Consider the following 19786-nt stretch of genomic DNA (forward strand, 5'->3'; position numbering starts at 1 on the left):
TTGTAATCTTTCTAAATAAGCTCTTAAAGTCTTCTGAATAAAGGGAAAACAAAAAAATTAAAAACCTAATTTAAAGGGTAGATTTTACCTTCATAAGCGACCTGGTAGGCATGGGAAGGGAATGTTTTCACCACTACCTCATTCAGTCTTCTGGAAGCTTTATAGGGATGGATAATATTTTTCATGATACGCTCTTTATCGCAACCACCTTTAATCCAGAAGCAGGCTTTGCCGCCAGTCTTTACAGAAAACACAGTATTCTTATACAGCCGATGGACCATAACCTCATCCCGCTGATGGGCAATGATATTAAAAATTGTTCTGGTCATTAAAAATACAAGGATCACACTAACCATCCTGACAGCATTTCTGTAATCAGGTTTAAGTATTGCAAATCTCATTTGATAGACTAAGGCAGAAAGAAGCAGCACTTCTACAAGATTAAGCGGAATACTTTCCAGAAAAACCTCGTCAAAACCCGCAAACCAGTGGATCGCCTGGAGCAGCCAACGGATCACCGTATCATATATACTATTCAGCAAAGTGAAATCAAAACCCAATGCGATAATTCCAGTCATGACAAATGAGAAAATGATAATCACTTCTGAAAACGGAACGATGGCAAAATTAGCAATAACGGAGATGAGAGAAAACTGGTGAAAATAATACAGCACCAGCGGTAAGGTGGCCAGCTGGGCAGCAATGGAAATAGAGACCGTATTGAATATAATTTTCTTGATGAAGTGATCCTGCTTTGGGAAATGTCTCAGAATAGGCCTGTTCAGCCAGAAAATTCCAAGGACAGCGGCAAAGGTAAGCTGGAACCCTACATCAAAAAGCTGCTGCGTATCTGCAACCAGGATGACAAATGCAGATAAGGCCAATGAATGCAGCAGATCCGGCTTTCTCTGCAAAAGCACATAAATATAATAGACACTCAGCATAATACAGGAACGTACCACGGAATTCCCGAACCCGATAAATGCAGCGAACATCCAGATGAACACCAGGCTCAGCACAATTGCGTATTTCCTGAAATAAACCGGCACATAACGTGTCAGAATAATATATACCACACCGAAAATGACCACTATATGCGTCCCTGAAATAGCAAGGAAGTGCATCAGGCCGGACCGGTTGAAATCCTGAGCTGTCACGGCATCCGTTTCCGTACGGTCCGCCAGGATAATCCCTTTTAAAAACTCACGGGTTGTCTTTGACAATCCTGTATGGTCAATCTTTTGCAAGACTTCGAGCCTTTTCTGCTGGATGGATTCCGTCAGGCTTATATCTTTACGCACCGAAGAAGATATGTGATTGCGGATGTAGCACTGGTAACTGATATTTTTCCGGTTCAGGTAGCGGGCATAATCAAACTGGAAATCTGATTTAGGGGATTCAGGTCTGCTGATATACCCCAAAGCCTGGTAATAATGATTAAAGTCGAGCTCTTCATGATCTTTAGGGATATAAAGCACTGCATGGAAAACTTCTGCCCCGGATTGCGCCTCAATCTCATATTTTTTATTTTTCTCAGTTGAATTAAGCTTTTTTGTGATCCTGAAAACCACATTGGAATGGGAGGCCTGCTGAAAACCGGTTCCGGAAAAAGTATGGATAAAGTGTGCCGTGATACCCGCTCCGAAGAATAATACGCCTAAAAGATATGGTCTTGCCTTATACGAGAAATAGGATGTAAGAAAAAGCGCCGAAAATACAAGAATACATATCCCGGTAATACTATAGACCCCAATGCCTGACAAGGTTAATCTGTCCTGGAACAGGATGCCCAGGATGAAGCAGGTGACGAGAATAAGGAATGGTTGCCTGTTCAATTTCAAAACTTGTGTGATCCAAAAATAAACACTTCAGCAAGAAATGACAAGCCGGAAACCGAAAAGTAATGCTTTACAACAATATAACCAGTAAAAAGAAAAACTGCCGGAACATTATTCGCCGTTTTTCATGATCTGCTGAATGGATTATTTTTTAAGCAGGTTCTCAATAAGCTTCGTCTGGGCTTCCATCAATTTTGTTAGCTGCTCCTGGTTTTTCAAAATACTCTCTGTGATTTCTTTTGATTGAATATTAAAGACAGGATTATACTGATTTACGGCAGCAACGGCATGATCGCTAAATTCATTATTAGTCATGATGTTATTTGAAGCATCATTCAACAAATCATTGATATCCACTTCAAGCTCCTTGGCCATCTTATTTAAAAGCATGGAATTTGGAATGGTCCTGTCCGATTCGATATTTGAGATCGTCCCCTGGGTCACGTCCAGGCGCAGCGCGAGGTCATCCTGCGACCAGTGTTTTGCTTCCCTGTATTTCCTCACTTTCGTCCCTAAACTCATGATATTAAAATTTTAATCAAAAATATTAAAATATTAATGATATCCGGAAAAAAAATATTTTAGCTTTGAAACCATCACGCTGAAGTGATAATTTTTATATCTTTAACCTACTAAAAACCAAAACTTATGATGAGAAAATTAATTTCGTGGCTGTCTTTCATGATGGCCTTCTCCCTTGTACTGCTTTCCTGTGTCCATGATGAGATCTATACTTCTTCCGATCCGGCTTCTAAGGAATATCATTCCAAAAGCGTCTTCAGAGAAGATGAAAAATACATTAAAAATGTAATGCAGATCTATTTTGAACATGAAGCTGAGATTAAAAAAGGAAATGCTGTACCTTTATGGGATTATGCCATGACCATGGGGAATTTTGATGAAAGCTTTTTGATTGTCCCTGTTACAGAAGGAGGAAAAGTTACTGCCTGCCTGCAGGTTCCCAGAAATGGGGATCACGTCAGGTTCCTGGAGGATCGTGACTCTGAACATATTAAATTCTTCCAGAGGTATATTACTTCTAAAGAAAGAGAAGCTGTAAAATCAGAGCCTTACAGTTCAGTTGAAAATAAAGGAATTACAGAGTGCCAGATCTCTGCAGTATCCATGTGGTATCCTGCAGATGAATACGGATCCAATGCCGGGTATTGGGAAACCAATTATATTGTTACCTGTCCTCCTGAGCCAACCGATGGAGACGGAAATGAAGGCGGGGAACAGCCTACCTACCCTTATCCGGGAGGGGGAGGAAGCACAAGCCCGCAGAATCCTAAAAACCCTTGTGAGAAAATGAAAGCCCAGAACCAGAACCAAGGTTTTAAAGACAAGGTAGCCGCATTGGATAAACCTGAAATGTTTAACAAAAGTACGGAAACAGGCTATTCCGCAGCCTACGGCACAGTACCGTACGAATCTTTAGCCAACAGCAGCAACGGAAATGTAAGATTTCCGGAAGGAAATAAATATTTCGGGTATATGCATACCCATCTTAACATGGAGGGGGTTGTAAAGATATTTTCGCCGTATGATGTGGCTACGTTTTTAACCAGTTGTGTCGCAAATGCAAAGCTGAAAGGCAATATGACCGATGCTTATGCCATGGTGATCACTTCAGAAGGAAATTATATCCTGAAATATTCGGGAGATGGTAATTTTGCTGTAACGGTAGGACAACTTGAAAATTGGAAAACATGGTATGGAAAACAATACGGAGAATTATTTGAAAATAAACAACTGACTCAACCTAACGTTGAAAAACTATTTACAAAATTTTTACAGGAAGTAGTCAATATAAATGGTCTCGAAGTGTATCAGTCAGATAAAGCTACAGGCAGCACGAGTAAATTACAATATAATGGTGCTGATAATCCTGTTCAGTCAATTCCTTGTCCTCAATAACTATTTAAACAATTTATTATGAAAAATATATTTTTATTTATACTATTTACTGTTACAATTTCCTGTACGGCACAAACCTATCCATTGAGAACATTTACAGATATCCCTGAAAATGCTTATTTAAAGGATACTAACAATGAACTGCCTTTCTATGAAGGAACCTGGAAAGGAACTTGGGATAATAAAACGATTTTTATTAATTTCAAAAAAATTACAAATAAATATGATGATGTTCTAAAAAAATATAGAGATTATCTGATTGCAAAATTCAAAGTTTTAGATACCAATGGAAACATACTATTTGATAATACAAATCTATCGGATGATAAAGCAAAAATATGGGGAGGTAAATTTATAAAAGATGATAATAGATATGCTTTATATTATAATGATTCAGATTTGTGCAATACTTCAGGCACTATAACTATTAATTTTTTAGATTCTACCAAAACAAAGCTGGAATGGAAATACTTTTATCGAAATGAGATCATAACATCGGATTGTCCTTATTACAATACAGGCATTCCGCAGCCGCTGCCTAAAGAAATTATTTTAACTAAACAATAATGTAAAGCCCCTGAAATGGGGCTTTATTATTGGACTATTTTATGACATTCACAATCACTTCCGCTGCTTTATCACTCGCCCCTTTTCCGCCAAGCTTTTCCCTCAGCAGCTCATAATCCTTCAGCATAACAGATCTTTTTTCTCCGGAAATGATCTGGTTCAGCTCATTAATTAGATTTGGGGTATTCAGGTCATCCTGGATTAATTCCTTAACAACTTCCCGGTCCATAATCAGATTGACCAGGGAAATGTATTTGATATTTTTCACCAGCCGCTTGGCAATGGCATAGGAAATTTTGCTTCCGCGGTAACAGACTACTTCAGGAACATTTAAGAGTGCTGTTTCCAAAGTAGCCGTTCCGGAGGTTACCAAAGCTGCTTTGGAGCACCTCAGGAGGTCATAGGTTTTATTGGAAACGAAATGTACATGATCATCCACATACTTCTGATAAAATTCTTTGGGAAGGCTTGGTGCGCCGGCAATGACAAACTGATAGTCCTTAAAATGCGGGCGTACGGAAAGCATCAGCTCGAGCATCTTTTCCACTTCCTGCTTCCTGGAACCAGGCAAAAGCGCAATGATTTCCCGATCAGTCAGTCCGTTATCTTTTTTAAATGTTTTCGGATCTATATTTTCCAGATTGGAAATAGCATCCAGCAACGGGTGCCCCACAAAATGGGAATGAACCCCATGTTTTTTATAAAAATCTTCTTCAAACGGCAGAATGACCAGCATCTCATCCACATACTTTTTAATGATCTCTACCCTGCTTTCCTTCCATGCCCAGAGTTGGGGCGAAATATAGTACACGACTTTAATGCCGAGTGTTTTGGCGAATTTAGCAATCCGCAGGTTGAATCCCGGGTAATCGACCAGGATCAGCACGTCAGGCTTGTAACTCCGGATATCATGTTTGCAGAACCTGATATTGTTCAGAATTGTCCTGATATTTTTAGCAACTTCCAGAAAGCCCATAAAGGCAAGGTCCCGGTAATGTTTCACCGGCGTGCCTCCCGCAGCGCTCATCAGGTCACCGCCCCAGAATCTGAACTCCGCATGCTGGTCCTTTTTCCGTAAGGCTTTCATGAGATTGCTGCCGTGAAGATCTCCTGAGGCTTCTCCTGCTATGATATAATACTTCATTTCTATGGTAAGGATAGAGACAAATTAGGATTTTGTTGGATCTTAATTTGTAAATTTGTTCAAAGATAATAATAAAAATGGCAGAAGAATTTGAAATCCGGAATAAGGTTGCAGAAAGCGGCCTGATCAACTTTGATCTTACGGATCTGGTTCCCAGAGGTGCCCGCAAAGGCATAGACCTTAAAGATTTTCTCTTTATGGAGATGATCCTCAAAGAAAAAGATTTCCGCGAAAAAGTAGCGGCCATGGATGCGGAAGAATACCGTGACACCTATGTTTACATATACAATTCAGCGGATGCCATTGTTCCGCTCTGGGCATATTTCCTGATTACGGCAAAACTGTCGCCGGTTACCAGAAAAATAGTCTTCGGAAACCGTGAAGACCTTGAAGTGATCCTCATGCATAATGCCATCCAGAAGTATGACTTTAGTGAAATGAGGGGAAAACGGGTATTGGTAAAAGGATGTTCCGACAAAGAAATCCCTGAAAATGCCTATATTGAGCTTGTGGAACAGCTGCAGCCGGTCGTTAAATCATTGATGTTCGGGGAAGCATGTTCCAATGTTCCCATTCTTAAGAATTAAGACTGTCTGTAAAAATTTCACTGAGCGTTTGTATTGAGGAATAATTTTTGGTATTGTTGCTTTACTAACAATTAAAAGAAACACAAAACTATGGGCCTAATCGATTTACTGACAGGAAATACGGGCAGCCAGGTCGCTGACCAGGCAGAAAACAAATTTGGTATCAACAGAAATCAGGTGCTTGCCCTGCTCGCTGTGGCAGCTCCTTTAATTATTTCTTACCTCAGAAAGAAATCTGAGGACAATAAAGAAGCGGAAGCACTTAATAATGCTCTTGATAAAGACCATGACGGCAGTATTCTGGATGATCCTTCCCAACTGGAAACGCGACAGGCAGAAGGCGGTTCTATCCTGAACCATATATTCGGAAACGATAAGCAGAATGTAGAAAATCAGCTTTCACAGAATACGGGAATCTCCATCGATAAAATCGGACCTGTGCTTGCTATGCTGGCTCCTGTAATTATGGGGTATATCGGAAAAGAAAAACAGCAGAACAATGTAGGATCCGGAGGATTGGGAGACCTTTTGGGCGGCATCTTAGGAAACGCATCGAGCCAGGCTCAGTCTCAGCAGTCAAGTCCTTTGAATGACATTCTCGGAAGTGTGCTGGGCGGAGGTAACAATTCCTCTTCAGGAAATCCTTTACATGATATTCTGGGGAACATCCTCGGTAATGGAGACCCGAAGAAACAGCAAGGAGGAGGAGGCCTGGGTGATATCCTGGGAAGCTTTTTAGGCGGAAAATAATTTAATTTTGTTACATAGAAAAGGCCGGAGAATTTATTTCTCCGGCCTTTTTATTCTTAGTTTTTCGCTTTTTCTTCTGTGGCGACAACTGATTTCGAAGCTTTTCTGGGCCTTCTTTTTCCGTAGCTTCCATTGGTGATTTTTCCTCTTCTGGATTTTTTATCTCCTTTTCCCATAATGACAAATATTTATTTGGTGAAGCACTAAATTATAAATTTTAATATAAAAATAAAAATTTCACCTTGTTAATGTTTTTATAAATCAATAGTATACAATCAGGAATTCGGACCTGTCGACTGATATGACAAGAAAAGCCATTTTTGCGATTCATATTTTACAGAAAATAATTATCGTAATACAATAATTATTTATATCTTTGCAATAAATAAATAAGAAACATGAAAATTACAGGAAAAAAATCTTTACTTTGGTGGTTAAGATATCCTTTTGGAGTCTACATCGTCATATTTGCTATTGCTTCGCTTTGGATACTGAGTTTAATCATTCTTTATTTTTTTACAGAAGAAACCAACCGTTTTATTTCGCTGGAAAGCCTGAAAAATCCCGGCAGCAGTATTGCTGTTCAGTTTCACTATCCTTTTACCAGCATGGCCCTCACGACTAAAAACACCTATCAAAGCTTACTTCTCGCTTTTCTGGGGCTTATTTCCATTAATTTTATTCTACTTACAACATTCAGAATTATCCTTGAACTTTCTCAGGACAATTTCTTTACCGATAAAGCTATTAAGAATTTTAAAATCTTGGGGTTTGGACTGCTGGCTTTTGGTGTGATACAAGGCTTTATTAATATTCTGATTTCCCCACAACAGCCTGATCTTATTCAGCCTTTCGTTTTTTTGATAACCGGATTCAGTCTCATCCTGATGAAAGAAGTTTTTCTGAAAGGAAAAAAGATGCAAGATGAAAGTGATCTTGTTATTTAATATTTTATAATAAAACTCAATTTAAATTAATCCTATGAAAAATTTATTATTTATTGCATTCTTCATGCTTTCAAAACTTTTTTACGCTCAGGAATTGAATAATGACCAGATACAGATTCTGAAATTCGATAACACAGCAAGGTTTGCAGATCTTCTTGATGGACAGAACATTAATCAATGTTTCAATGTCAATGAAACCTCCTATAATCTGTTGGCACTAGCCATTAAGATGAAAAGTGTGAACATTTTCCAAAAACTTATTGACGAAAAAGCAGACCTTGAAAAAATATGTGATGGAAAATCACCTCTGATGTTTGCTGCAAAATATGGGGACCTTAAAATGGTAAAAAAACTTTTGGAAAGCGGCGCTAAAAAAGAAACAAAAAACAACAAAGGTTTAACTGCCTTAGATTATGCAAAAAAATATAATCAACCGGAACTAATTAAGCTTTTAGAGTAAATCCCTGCATATGAAAAAAAATGGTTATTACACCGTACACAGTTTACGCACCATTTTTCACTATCTAGTACTTTTGCCTTAACATAATTACATCAGATTACAGAATTTGTTTTTTTACCATAACATGAAATTTTAATTATGCCTATTATCATTAATGTAGATGTGATGCTTGCGAAACGCAAGATGCAATCGCAGGAACTGGCCGAGAAAATCGGAATTACCCAGGCAAACCTTTCTATTTTAAAAAACGGAAAAGCTAAAGCTATAAAAATTTCTACCCTAGAAGCCATTTGCAAAGCACTAGAATGCCAGCCGGGAGACATTCTTGAATATGCAGCAGACCGCTGGAGCTGACGGCAACGTTTTACAGGTTATACTGCCTGATCAGCGGAATCGGTATTTATTACCCGGATGGTAATAAACCCAGCGAATAGGAATTGTACCTGACGTTGAAGTAGAACCCACTGCAAAAGGAATCATTAACAACAGGGATGAGGTAATGGAAAAAGCTGTCGAGTGGATTAATAACTAAGACTATCATAGAGAAGAATGGTAAATCACAAGATATATCTGCTCGTATTCATTCTTTTTCATTAAAAACTTCCGAAAGGGAGTTTTTTTATTTCAAAAACCTTCAAAAATCCTATCTTTGCACTCGAAAATCAGATTGATAGATCTGATAGCCGACGTTTAATATCTAACATCTAAAAACCAATGTTTCGATCGCACACCAATGGAGAACTGTCTCTAAAAAATCTTAATGAAACCGTTACACTTTCAGGATGGGTACAGACCATCCGTGATAAAGGATTTATGATTTGGATCGATCTCCGGGACCGTTACGGGATTACGCAGCTGGTTTTTGACCAGGAGCGCTCTTCAGCACAACTGATGGAAGAAGCCAAAAAGCTGGGCCGTGAATTCGTGATCCAGGTGAAAGGGAAAACCATTGAAAGAGTGAGCAAAAACCCGAATATTCCAACCGGAGAAATTGAAATTTTAGTTGAAGAATTAACCATCCTTAATGAATCCCAGCTCCCCCCGTTTACCATTGAAGATGAAACAGACGGCGGAGAAGAACTGAGAATGAAATACCGCTACCTTGATATCAGAAGAAATCCGGTCAAGGATAAGCTTATTTTCCGCCACAAAATGGCCCAGAAGGTAAGAAATTACCTTTCCGATAACGGCTTCATCGAAGTGGAAACTCCGGTGCTCATCAAATCTACTCCGGAGGGTGCAAGAGACTTTGTGGTACCGAGCAGGATGAATCCGGGGCAGTTTTATGCCCTTCCGCAATCTCCGCAGACATTCAAGCAGTTGCTGATGGTGGGCGGAATGGATAAATATTTCCAGATCGTGAAATGTTTCCGTGATGAGGATTTAAGAGCGGACAGGCAGCCGGAGTTTACCCAGATCGACTGTGAAATGGCATTCGTGGAACAGGAAGATGTGATGAATGTTTTTGAAGGCATGACCAAGAACCTGCTGAAAGATATTACCGGACAGGAATTCGGAGATTTCCCGAGAATGACTTTTGCCGATGCCATGCAGACTTACGGTAACGACAAACCGGACATCCGTTTCGGAATGAAATTCGTGGAGCTGAACGATCTGGTTAAAGGAAAAGATTTTAAAATATTTGACGATGCGGAACTGGTAGTCGGGATCAATGTAGAAGGCTGCGCAGACTATACCAGAAAGCAGATCGACGAGCTGGTTGACTGGGTAAAACGCCCGCAGATCGGAGCTTCCGGAATGGTCTGGGTAAAATTCCAGAATGACGGCGTGAAGACCTCATCAGTCAATAAGTTCTATAATGAAGACGATTTAACGGCAATCATCGAAAAATTCGGAGCAAAGGAAGGCGATTTGATGCTGATCCTTTCCGGAAACGAAAATAAAGCAAGAACCCAGCTTTCCGCCTTAAGGATGGAACTCGGAAACCGTCTCGGACTGAGAAAAGGAAATGAATTCGCTCCGCTGTGGGTAGTAGACTTCCCGTTACTTGAATTTGATGAGGAGAGCGGACGTTACCATGCGATGCACCACCCGTTCACATCCCCGAAACCGGAAGACATCCATTTGCTGGAAACTGATCCTGGAAAAGCAAGGGCTAATGCATATGATATGGTCCTGAACGGAAATGAAATCGGAGGAGGGTCCATCAGGATTTTCGATAAGGATTTACAGTCCAGAATGTTTGATTTGCTAGGCTTTTCCAAAGAAGAAGCGGAAGCCCAGTTCGGGTTCCTCATGAACGCCTTCAAATACGGTGCGCCGCCTCACGGAGGACTTGCTTTCGGGTTTGACCGTCTGGTAGCAATTTTGGACGGAAATGAAGTTATCAGGGATTATATTGCCTTCCCTAAAAACAATTCCGGAAGAGATGTTATGATTGATGCACCGGCAGCCATCGCTGAGGCACAGCTGGATGAGCTTGAACTGAAACTGGATTTAAAAGCATAAATTTGAGCGGAGATTTTTCTCCGCTTTTTTATTCTATCCATCTTACCCCTTTCATTAACAGGAAAACTGTAGCCTATTGCCTAAAAAGTTAACATGATTGAAGAAATCTTTACCTGTACTGCTGTAAATTCACCAGAAAACGTATCCCGGATATATAAATATGAATTCAGAAGAATCTGGAAAAATAATCTGGATAAGAATAAGAAAAATCTGGTTTGGGGCATTATATTCCTGGCTTTAGGATCTTTTTTACTGTTTTACCGGCAACCTTTCGGATACTTTTTCGTCGGCAGCGGATTAATGTATTTGGTTATGTTTTTCAATTATATTACCTATTACGGAAAAGCCAAAAGAAAAGCGGAAACCGTATTAAAGAAAGAGGCTGAAAAACTTCAGCATCATTCAAAGCCCTTATTTTGGGAATTGACACCCACCCATTTCAGATTTTCAGATCATAGACTTGATTTAAAAGTAGCCTGGAAAGAAATCACCTATTGCCTTTCAGATAACTTATACCTGTACATTACCATTGAATCATTGATGCATGTGGTTATCAGTAAGGAAAATACAGATGAAGAACATTTTGACAAGACTATGGCGTATCTCAAACATTACGCCCGCTTTCAGCAGATTTAATTAAGTACCACATCCTTTTTATAATGTCCTGCGCGGCACAATCATTGTACTTTATGCCTCAAATACAGTACAATGAGAGCAATCTGGAACGGTGCCATTGGTTTTGGCCTAGTGAATATTCCTGTAAAGATCTACTCGGCAACGGAAACAACCAAGCTGGATCTTGATATGCTGGATAAGTCTGATTATTCCAATATCCGTTTCAAACGGGTGAACGAATCTACAGGAAAAGAAGTGAAATGGGAAAATATCGTGAAAGGATACCGCATCGATGATAAATACATCGTTCTGGACGAAGATGATTACGAAGCAGCCAGCCCGGAAAAATCCAAGATCCTTTCTATCGACCAGTTTGTAAAGGAAGATGAGGTAGACAGTATTTATTTTGAAACCCCCTATTACCTTGAACCCCAGAAAAATGGTGAAAATGCGTACAGACTTTTGCTGAAAGCACTTCAGCAGACGGAAATGGTAGGCATCGGCACCTTTGTCCTCCGTGAAAGTGAAACCATCGGCATGATCCGCCCTTATAACAATGATATTTTATTGTTGAACCGGTTACGGTTTGAGCAGGAGATCAGGGATTATTCTGACCTGAAAATCCCGGCTAAAAAAGCGGCTAAGGGTGCGGAGCTGAAAATGGCGGTTAACCTTATCGAACAGCTTTCTCAGGAGTTTGATCCGGCCATGTATAAAGACACCTATTCCGATGAGCTGATGAAGATCATCAAACAGAAAGCAAAAGGCAAAAGCATCAAGGCGAAGAAGATCCAGCCTGCCGAAGATGGAAAAGTCGTCGACCTGATGGCCCAGCTGAAAGCCAGTTTACAGAATTCCAAATCTAAAAATGCATCCTGATGGCTCTTAAAGATTATCATAACAAGCGAAAATTCGATGAAACGAGTGAACCGGAAGGTTCTGTGAAGAAAAGCGAAAATCAATTGATTTTTGTAATCCAGCGCCATGCTGCTTCACGCCTGCATTATGATTTCAGGCTGGAAATGGACGGCGTACTCAAAAGCTGGGCGGTTCCTAAAGGTCCTTCGCTGGATCCCAAAGATAAACGGCTCGCAATGATGGTTGAAGACCATCCGTATGATTATAAAGATTTTGAGGGCAATATCCCGGAAGGAAATTATGGAGCCGGACAGGTAGAAGTATGGGACACCGGGACTTATGAACCGCTGGATAATACCAGTAAATTATCTGATGAAAAGGAACTGTTGAAAGAACTTAAAGCAGGATCCCTAAAATTCATCCTTCACGGAAAGAAACTGAAGGGGGAATTTGCACTTGTTAAAATGAAAAACTCAGAAGGCAATGCATGGCTTCTGATCAAGCACAAAGACCAATATGCCGAAATCGGCTATGATGCAGAGGAGCATACTTCGTCAAAATCGCTCGTTACTGAATTCCTTGAGGAAAAAAAAAGCCCAAAAAACAGCATAGCACATCCTAAAGCCTTTCATGATCCCAGCGGATTAAGCGGAGAAAAAAAGCTTTCTGATTTTATCCATCCCATGCTGGCAAAGCTTCATGACGAACCCTTTGACCATAAAGACTGGATTTTTGAAATCAAATGGGACGGGTACAGGGCTGTTGCCGATCTCAGCAAAGATGAACCTCAGTTTTACTCCCGCAACGGGATTTCATTCCTGTCCAAATTTGAAAAGGTAGCCAGGGATTTCAGCCGGCAGGAACATGCAATGATCCTGGACGGTGAAATCGTGGCTTACGATGCCCAGGGACGGCCAAATTTCCAGCTATTGCAGCAGATTGGGGATAATCCTGATCTTGCACTGGTTTATCAGGTTTTCGACCTCTTATGGCTGAACGGGCATTCTACAGAAAAACTTCCCCTGATCCAGCGGAAAGAACTGCTGAAAGAAGCATTAAAAGAAACTGATGTCATCCGCTACTGTGACCATGTGCAAGAAAAAGGCATCAGCTTTTTTAAAGAAATGCAGAAATTAAAGCTGGAAGGGATGATCGCTAAAAAGTCCGATAGCGTTTATGTGGAAAACCACCGGACTACAGACTGGCTTAAAGTAAAGTTTTCCAATACGGATGAGACTATTATCTGCGGATTTACCGAACCTAAAGGATCCAGAAAGGGTTTTGGAGCATTGATCCTGGGAAAATATAGAGATGATGAACTCATTTACTGTGGCCATACCGGCACTGGCTTCAACCAAGAAACATTGCTGGAACTGCGCGACAGGCTGGAAAAAATGGCCATTAAGAAATCGCCGTTTGAAAATACTCCTAAAACCAATTCACCGGTCACCTGGATAAAACCGGAGCTGGTCTGTGAAATTAAGTATTCAGAAATTACCAATGATGGTATTTTCCGTCATCCGGTTTTTGTAACAATCCGTGAGGATAAAGAACCGGAAGAAATCAAAGTAACTGCCCCATCCATCACCAAAAAACCTGCTGATATGAAACCTAAAACCTCCTCTACGAAGAAGACTGATAATGAAACTGAAATCACACTGAACCGCCATAAAGTGAAACTGACGAACCAGGACAAGATCTACTTTCCTGAAGACGACATCAGCAAGGGTGAAATAGTTGATTATTACCAATCTGTTGCCGAATACATCCTGCCGCACCTGAAAAACCGTCCGCTGTCGCTCAACCGTTTTCCAAACGGCATTGAAAAGCAGGGTTTCTATCAGAAGGACGCAAGTGATAATATTCCGGACTGGATCAAAACAACTGAAGTGTTTTCCGATTCTACGGACAAATATATCGATTACATCATCTGTAATGATAAAGCCACCCTCGCCTACCTGAATAATTTAGGCTGTATCGATATGAACCCATGGAACAGCTCCCTCCCCGACCTGGAGCATCCTGATTACCTGGTACTGGATCTTGATCCATCAAAGAAGAATACATTTGATGATGTCATTGAAACCACATTGCAGGTCCATGAAGTATTGAATGCCGTCAAAGTAGAAGGTTACTGCAAAACTTCAGGCAGCACCGGCATTCACATCTATATTCCGATGGGAGGCAAATATGATTTCGACCAAGTAAAAGATTTTGCCCATATTTTAATGAAGCAGGTGAACGAAAAACTTCCAAAACTGACGACCCTTGAAAGAAGCCTGCAAAAACGCAGCAGCAATAAAATCTACCTGGATTACCTTCAGAACAGGCAAGGACAGACGCTCGCTAGTGTCTATAGCATTAGGCCGAAAGAAGGGGCCTCCGTCTCCATGCCGCTGGAATGGAATGAACTGAAACCCGGATTGATGCCTACAGATTTTACCATTCATAATGCCCTGGAGAGAATCAAGAAAAAAGGAGATTTGTTTAAACCTGTTTTAGGAAAAGGGATTGATATGATGGCAGCACTTGAAATGTTGGCATAAATTAAAGCAGCATTTCTCTGATCAATGTATTGTATTTTTCCTGGTTTTCTTCATGACGTCCATTATCAGTATCAATTTCATATTGAGTCTGATACTGATAATGTTCATTATATAAATCATCATACATTTGCTGAAATTTTTGTGAAAAATCTTTTACGCCCTTGATCTCTGCATCAACTTTTTTTTGCAGTTTTCTTGAGAATATTTCGGTGATGTCAAAATGGCCCTGCTCATGGGCCAGGAGCGGTGGGGATTTAAATTCAGGTTTTATCCAGGAAGAAGACCTATCAAAAGCAGCAAATATTTTAATTTTAATTCTTCCTGTCCAAATTGACTGAGATACAATTTCATATCTAATGATAACTGATGAAACTGCCGCGGCCGTACTCACACCAATTTCACCTCTAAAATCATCAAATGACAGCTTTCTTTTTTTCGGTCCACTCAATCTTTGTGAAAACATCCCTGATGACAGGGTCGTAAAGACTATAAATAATAATAACTTCATTCCAATTTTTTAAGGTAGTTTCGCCACCAGACTTTCCGGTAATATTTTCAGGATCAAATAAATAATCTTCCATTTAAAATTAGGGACAATCGTAAAAGAGTTTCCGGCATTCACAATATATCTTGCGACATAATCCGGTTCCATGATCAGCGATTCGTTCAGCTGTAAACCTGCATTGATTTTGGTCCTGATATATCCAATCACCAAAGCGTTGACCGTAATATTCCGGGAAGCAAGCTCCTGCCGCAATCCGGCCAGATAAGTGGTAAAAGCCGCTTTGGTACTTCCATAGACAAAATTGCTTTTTCTTCCCCGGACACCCGAAAGCGAAGATAAACCTATGATCCGCTCCAGATTTTTGTTTTCCTTATCCATTGCAACGATATTCAGGATGGATACTGCCCCCATATAATTGACCATCATCATCTGCTGAGCTCCTTCAAAATCCTCTAAAGCAGATGCATTATCCACCAGGAATCCGGCTGCATACACTACAATATGAGGTTTAGCAGGAAGTGCGGCATAGAAATTCTGATGGGCAGCAAAATCCACTGCATCGAAACTAAGTACTGTAACTTTTGAATGCAGCTTATTCTCCTGGACGAAATGTTCCAAAGAACCGGTGTCTCTGGAAGCAGCCATAACAGAAAATCCCTTCTGAACATATTGCTTCATGCATTGTTTGGCAACATCTGAATTGGCACCCAGAATGAGAACGTTTTTGGCTTTATTTTGCTCCATGGAGCAAAGATATTCCATTTTACAAGCTAAGTGCAAATTTTGCGGATGCCTGTGAAATAAATGTAGTTTTCTAATGAAAAAGATACAAACAGGCTCAGTAGTAAATCTGTTTAGCAGGTAATAAAAGTTTCGGCGGGGTGAGCGAAGCTCACCCCGCCGAAACGAGATATTTTAAACGATAAGAAATTACTTCTTATCCGCTTCAATTTCTTTTTTCTCTGCTGTTTTTTCAGCAGCTTTCGCTTTATCTCCGAAACGGGCTTCCGTAAACTCCCTGGAAACTGCAGCTTTCTCGAATTTCAGCTTCCCGGATAAGGTTTCAATCACGAAACCATCATCCTGAACCTGGGCAATCCTCCCGTGCAGGCCTGAAGTAAGCACTACTCTGGCGCCTACTTTAAGGCTTTCCTGGAAGTTTTTCTCCTGTTTCTGCTTTCTCATCTGAGGCCTGATCATCAGGAAATAAAACCCGACAAACATTACCCCCATCATGATCAGCATCATTGGCGAGCTTCCTCCTGCGGCAGGTGCCTGTAAAAATATGGATAGTGTGTTCATTATATTATGGTTGGATGTTAGCGGTGAACGTTAATTTTACCGGAGCTTTTTCCACATTGGCAAAAACGTCTGCATATTTGTTCACATTCCCGTCAAAATTGGAAGAATCGAAATGTAATGTGATTTTCCCTTTTTTACCAGGCATAATAGGTTCTTTGGTAAAGTCCGGAGCAGTACATCCGCATCCCGGTCTTACTTCGGAAATAACCAAAGGATTGCTTCCCGTATTGGTTACTTCATATACATGCTCTACTTTGTCTCCTTTTTTGATTTTACCGAAATCGAAGTTGCTTTCAGATAAGGCAATCGTTGTTAGAGGCTGATTGGATTTTGCTGCAGCAGCTTCACCTGAAACCTCAGATGCCTGAACTGTGGCAGAATCGCCGGGAGCAGCAGACATTGTTGTGTTGGCAGAATCTGTAACCGCAGTTTCAGTACCCGCAGTCTCTTTCTGCTCTTTCTTACAAGAAACTAAACCAAAGCCTATGATAGATAAGGCGATTATTGATAACTTCTTTTTCATATAAGTAATTTATATTCTGTTTTTATCTTTACAATATTTATCCAATATTCCGTTGATGAAAATATTGGAACGTTCTGTAGCAAATACCTTAGCGATCTCAATATATTCATTGATAATGACTCTTGAAGGTGTGAAAGGGAAGTTATCCAGTTCCGAAATTGCAGTAGACAGGATTACTTTATCCATCAGGGCAACTCTTTCCAGGTCCCAGTTTTCCAGCCTTTCGGAGAGTTTCTTTTCATTGTTTTCCCAGTTGTTCAGCGTATCTCTCAGAAGTTTGGCTGCAAAAGTCTTATCATCTTCATCTTTGATCATTTTGATAAGGGTCCTGCTCTCTTCATCCTCCCTCATAAAACCTATGGTTTTCTGAACCATGGAATTAGAAATGTGGATATCGTCCGACCATGAAAGTTCCTTATCTTCTATATAATCATGAAAATCATCATTTTCGGCGATATACCGCAGAAAAAGCTTCCCGATAAACTTCTGGTCAGCTTCAAAGGAATATCCTTCTTCTTTCATGAAATCCTGATACCTTTTTCCTGCAGTAATTCTCTGGAATGTTTTTACCAGAAGGTCATCATGAAGGTCCCATTTCAGCTGCTTGTGCTGGCCTGTGAAAAACAGACGTTCAGGGTTTTCCTCCAGCTTGATCAGAATCTGATTGTTGATGAATTTCTGGTTCGGGTTGATATCAGAGTCGGTTTTAAGAAATTTATTCTTACCGATCTCAATCTGATTCTCAGCCAGTTCTTTTAAAGAAACCAGAAAATTGAGCTGATAGATGTACAGGTAATAGATTTTCTCTATACTGGAGAACATGTTTTTCTCTAATACATCAAACTTAATAGGATTCTGGTAGTAAGAGTACACACTCTCTACCACTTTTTCACGGATTTGTCGTCTTCCTAACATTCAAAGAGCTTTTATATGGCGGCAAAGATACAAAATTTAAAATTGACGGATTCGTAGTCTGCTGCGATTTTTGTAATTTTGCCATTCTGTATGAAAGCACTAAAAACCTTAAATCCCTATTTCTGGAAACATAAATTATTATTGTTTTGGGGGTTGTTGTTCATCATCGCCAGTAATTTTTTCAATATTTATAAAGTTCAGTTCGTCGGAAAATCTGTGGATGAACTTACCAAAAGCGGGAATCTGGGCTTTAACCGGCAAGTACTCATCTATGTAGCGATTATTGTAGGATGTTCGCTTCTTACAGGTTTTTTCACCTTTATGATGCGGCAGACCATCATTGTGGCCTCAAGAAGGATTGAGTACGAGCTTAAGAATAAGATTTACCGGCATTACCAGGAGCTGTCTCTGACAGATTATAAGCAGACTACTATTGGTGACCTCATGAACCGCTTGAGTGAAGATGTCGTTGCTGTAAGAATGTATCTCGGGCCGGGTGTAATGTATGTGGTTAACCTCGTTATCCTGCTGGTTATTACGAGCATTTATATGCTGAAGACGGATGTATCGATGACGGTCTGGACCTTACTTCCTCTTCCTGTCCTATCCTATATCATATTTAAAGTGAGTTCGATCATCAATAAGAAATCCAAGATCATGCAGAAAAGCCAGTCGGCTATTTCTACTTTTGTACAGGACAGTTTTTCAGGCATCCGGGTCGTTAAATTTTTTGCCCGCGAAAAATATATTGAAAAGAACTATGGGATAAAGGTAACCGATTATCAGAACAAAGCCCTGGATCTTGCTAAAACTGAAGCGTATTTCTTTACAATCATCCTTTTCGTTATTGGTCTGCTGAATGTGGTCATCATCTTCATCGGAGGGCAGAAATACATCAGCGGACATCTCAGCGTAGGTAAAATTGCAGATTTCTTTATGTATATCAATATCCTGATCTGGCCGTTCTCTATGGTAGGATGGGTAACTTCTGTAAACCAGAGGGCCGAAGCTTCCATGCAAAGGATCAATGAATTTATGGATAAGAAAACTGAAATTGTCAACACCAATTTTGACGAGTATACGATTAAAGGAGATATCGAATTCAGAAATGTATCCTATATTTATCCGAATACCGGTATAAAAGCACTTGATAATCTCAGTTTCAAGGTAAAAGCCGGGGAATCCCTGGCCATTATGGGTAAAACCGGAAGCGGTAAATCTACAATTGCCCTGTTATTATGCCGCCTTATCGACCCTAGTTCGGGTGAAATACTCGTTGACGGGAAAAACCTTAAAGAGCACAACCTGGATAACTACAGGAGATTCATCGGATATATTCCCCAGGAAAGCTACCTGTTCTCAGATTCGATAGAAAACAATATCGGATTTGCCATTGACCATCCTTCCCATGAACGCGTTGTGGAATATGCTAAAATCGCCGACGTCCATAAGAATATTATTGATTTCAAAGAACAATATAAAACCATGGTAGGCGAACGTGGCGTCATGCTTTCCGGCGGACAGAAACAGAGGATATGTATTGCCAGGGCCCTGATCAAGAACCCGAATATTATTATATTTGACGATTCCCTATCTGCACTGGATACGGAAACTGAACATAATATCCTTGAAAATATCGAAGCCAAAATACAGAATGCCACTTCCATAATTATCACACATAGAGAGTCTAGCGCACAGAAAGCTCACCAGATTATTAATCTCACGGAAATTAACAATTCTGTAACATCGTAGTCAATTCATTTTCAATTGTTAAATAAATCATAAAAAAAATTTTGTGATTGAAAGAAAACTTATATATTTGTTCTTAACAAGATTAAAAATT

21 protein-coding genes are annotated in these 19786 nt (G+C 40.1%); 12 read left to right on the forward strand and 9 right to left on the reverse strand.

What is annotated here, in order from left to right; all coding sequences use genetic code 11:
* Positions 1-65: 65 nt before the first annotated feature.
* Complete coding sequence (locus QE404_RS14165; protein ID WP_307453954.1) at positions 66-1835, reverse strand: ComEC/Rec2 family competence protein; 1770 nt, start codon at positions 1833-1835, stop codon at positions 66-68.
* A 147-nt stretch (positions 1836-1982) separates the two neighbouring features.
* Positions 1983-2360 (reverse strand): helix-turn-helix domain-containing protein, encoded by a 378-nt coding sequence (locus tag QE404_RS14170; RefSeq protein ID WP_307451512.1) that lies wholly within the window; start codon positions 2358-2360, stop codon positions 1983-1985.
* A 126-nt stretch (positions 2361-2486) separates the two neighbouring features.
* Between QE404_RS14170 and QE404_RS14175 the strand changes: the two genes are divergently transcribed.
* Together QE404_RS14175 and QE404_RS14180 are read left to right on the forward strand one after the other, a co-directional pair.
* A complete protein-coding gene (locus QE404_RS14175) occupies positions 2487-3755 on the forward strand; it encodes a hypothetical protein (RefSeq protein ID WP_307453955.1) in 1269 nt (422 codons plus the stop codon).
* Positions 3756-3773: 18 nt separating this feature from the next.
* Positions 3774-4322 (forward strand): DUF6705 family protein, encoded by a 549-nt coding sequence (locus QE404_RS14180; protein WP_307451517.1) that lies wholly within the window; start codon positions 3774-3776, stop codon positions 4320-4322.
* 34 nt (positions 4323-4356) lie between these two features.
* Here QE404_RS14180 and lpxB read toward each other — a convergent pair whose 3' ends face one another.
* Complete coding sequence (gene lpxB, locus QE404_RS14185; RefSeq protein WP_307451518.1) at positions 4357-5466, reverse strand: lipid-A-disaccharide synthase; 1110 nt, start codon at positions 5464-5466, stop codon at positions 4357-4359.
* 77 nt (positions 5467-5543) lie between these two features.
* On the opposite strand from lpxB, the gene QE404_RS14190 reads away from it, so the two are divergent.
* Together QE404_RS14190 and QE404_RS14195 are read left to right on the forward strand one after the other, a co-directional pair.
* On the forward strand, positions 5544-6053 hold the full coding sequence (locus tag QE404_RS14190; protein ID WP_307451520.1) for a DUF2480 family protein: 510 nt from the start codon (positions 5544-5546) through the stop codon (positions 6051-6053).
* 90 nt (positions 6054-6143) lie between these two features.
* On the forward strand, positions 6144-6803 hold the full coding sequence (locus QE404_RS14195) for a DUF937 domain-containing protein (RefSeq protein WP_307451522.1): 660 nt from the start codon (positions 6144-6146) through the stop codon (positions 6801-6803).
* A 56-nt stretch (positions 6804-6859) separates the two neighbouring features.
* On the opposite strand, the gene QE404_RS14200 is transcribed toward QE404_RS14195, so the two are convergent.
* On the reverse strand, positions 6860-6979 hold the full coding sequence (locus QE404_RS14200) for a 30S ribosomal protein THX (protein ID WP_307451524.1): 120 nt from the start codon (positions 6977-6979) through the stop codon (positions 6860-6862).
* A gap of 222 nt (positions 6980-7201) precedes the next feature.
* On the opposite strand from QE404_RS14200, the gene QE404_RS14205 reads away from it, so the two are divergent.
* The 7 genes from QE404_RS14205 to ligD all read left to right on the forward strand — a co-directional run bounded on the left by QE404_RS14205 (position 7202) and on the right by ligD (position 14698).
* Entirely contained in the window at positions 7202-7750 is a 549-nt protein-coding gene (locus QE404_RS14205) for a DUF2975 domain-containing protein (RefSeq protein ID WP_307451526.1), read from the forward strand.
* 34 nt (positions 7751-7784) lie between these two features.
* Positions 7785-8210 (forward strand): ankyrin repeat domain-containing protein, encoded by a 426-nt coding sequence (locus QE404_RS14210; protein ID WP_307451527.1) that lies wholly within the window; start codon positions 7785-7787, stop codon positions 8208-8210.
* Positions 8211-8348: 138 nt separating this feature from the next.
* Entirely contained in the window at positions 8349-8564 is a 216-nt protein-coding gene (locus QE404_RS14215) for a helix-turn-helix domain-containing protein (RefSeq protein ID WP_307451529.1), read from the forward strand.
* Between the two features lie 360 nt (positions 8565-8924).
* Positions 8925-10679: an aspartate--tRNA ligase gene (aspS, locus tag QE404_RS14220; RefSeq protein ID WP_307451531.1), complete on the forward strand. Its 1755-nt coding sequence runs from the start codon at positions 8925-8927 to the stop codon at positions 10677-10679.
* 93 nt (positions 10680-10772) lie between these two features.
* The gene (locus QE404_RS14225; RefSeq protein ID WP_307451533.1) at positions 10773-11315 is read left to right on the forward strand and encodes a hypothetical protein; all 543 of its coding nucleotides are present in this window, start codon (positions 10773-10775) and stop codon (positions 11313-11315) included.
* Between the two features lie 72 nt (positions 11316-11387).
* Positions 11388-12173, forward strand: a complete 786-nt coding sequence (gene ku, locus QE404_RS14230) for a non-homologous end joining protein Ku (RefSeq protein ID WP_307451535.1) — start codon at positions 11388-11390, stop codon at positions 12171-12173.
* Complete coding sequence (ligD, locus tag QE404_RS14235) at positions 12173-14698, forward strand: DNA ligase D (RefSeq protein WP_307451536.1); 2526 nt, start codon at positions 12173-12175, stop codon at positions 14696-14698. Before ku ends, ligD begins: the two co-directional genes overlap by 1 nt.
* A 1-nt stretch (position 14699) precedes the next feature.
* Here the strand turns inward: ligD and QE404_RS14240 are convergent, their stop codons facing one another.
* The 5 genes from QE404_RS14240 to QE404_RS14260 form a co-directional block, all read right to left on the reverse strand.
* Positions 14700-15206, reverse strand: a complete 507-nt coding sequence (locus tag QE404_RS14240) for a hypothetical protein (protein ID WP_307451538.1) — start codon at positions 15204-15206, stop codon at positions 14700-14702.
* Between the two features lie 9 nt (positions 15207-15215).
* Positions 15216-15947 carry an SDR family NAD(P)-dependent oxidoreductase gene (locus tag QE404_RS14245; RefSeq protein WP_307451540.1) on the reverse strand — a complete coding sequence of 244 codons (732 nt, stop codon included), beginning with the start codon at positions 15945-15947 and terminating at the stop codon, positions 15216-15218.
* Positions 15948-16133: 186 nt separating this feature from the next.
* Positions 16134-16505, reverse strand: a complete 372-nt coding sequence (gene yajC / locus QE404_RS14250) for a preprotein translocase subunit YajC (RefSeq protein WP_307451543.1) — start codon at positions 16503-16505, stop codon at positions 16134-16136.
* Positions 16506-16509: 4 nt separating this feature from the next.
* On the reverse strand, positions 16510-17028 hold the full coding sequence (locus QE404_RS14255; protein ID WP_307451545.1) for a DUF1573 domain-containing protein: 519 nt from the start codon (positions 17026-17028) through the stop codon (positions 16510-16512).
* Between the two features lie 9 nt (positions 17029-17037).
* The gene (locus QE404_RS14260) at positions 17038-17943 is read right to left on the reverse strand and encodes a transcription antitermination protein NusB (RefSeq protein WP_307451546.1); all 906 of its coding nucleotides are present in this window, start codon (positions 17941-17943) and stop codon (positions 17038-17040) included.
* A 90-nt stretch (positions 17944-18033) separates the two neighbouring features.
* Here QE404_RS14260 and QE404_RS14265 point away from each other — a divergent pair, with 90 nt between their 5' ends.
* The gene (locus QE404_RS14265; protein ID WP_307451548.1) at positions 18034-19695 is read left to right on the forward strand and encodes an ABC transporter ATP-binding protein; all 1662 of its coding nucleotides are present in this window, start codon (positions 18034-18036) and stop codon (positions 19693-19695) included.
* Positions 19696-19786 lie beyond the last annotated feature (91 nt).

Origin of the sequence: Chryseobacterium camelliae, from assembly GCF_030818575.1 — a bacterium.
Lineage (GTDB): Bacteria > Bacteroidota > Bacteroidia > Flavobacteriales > Weeksellaceae > Chryseobacterium > Chryseobacterium camelliae_A.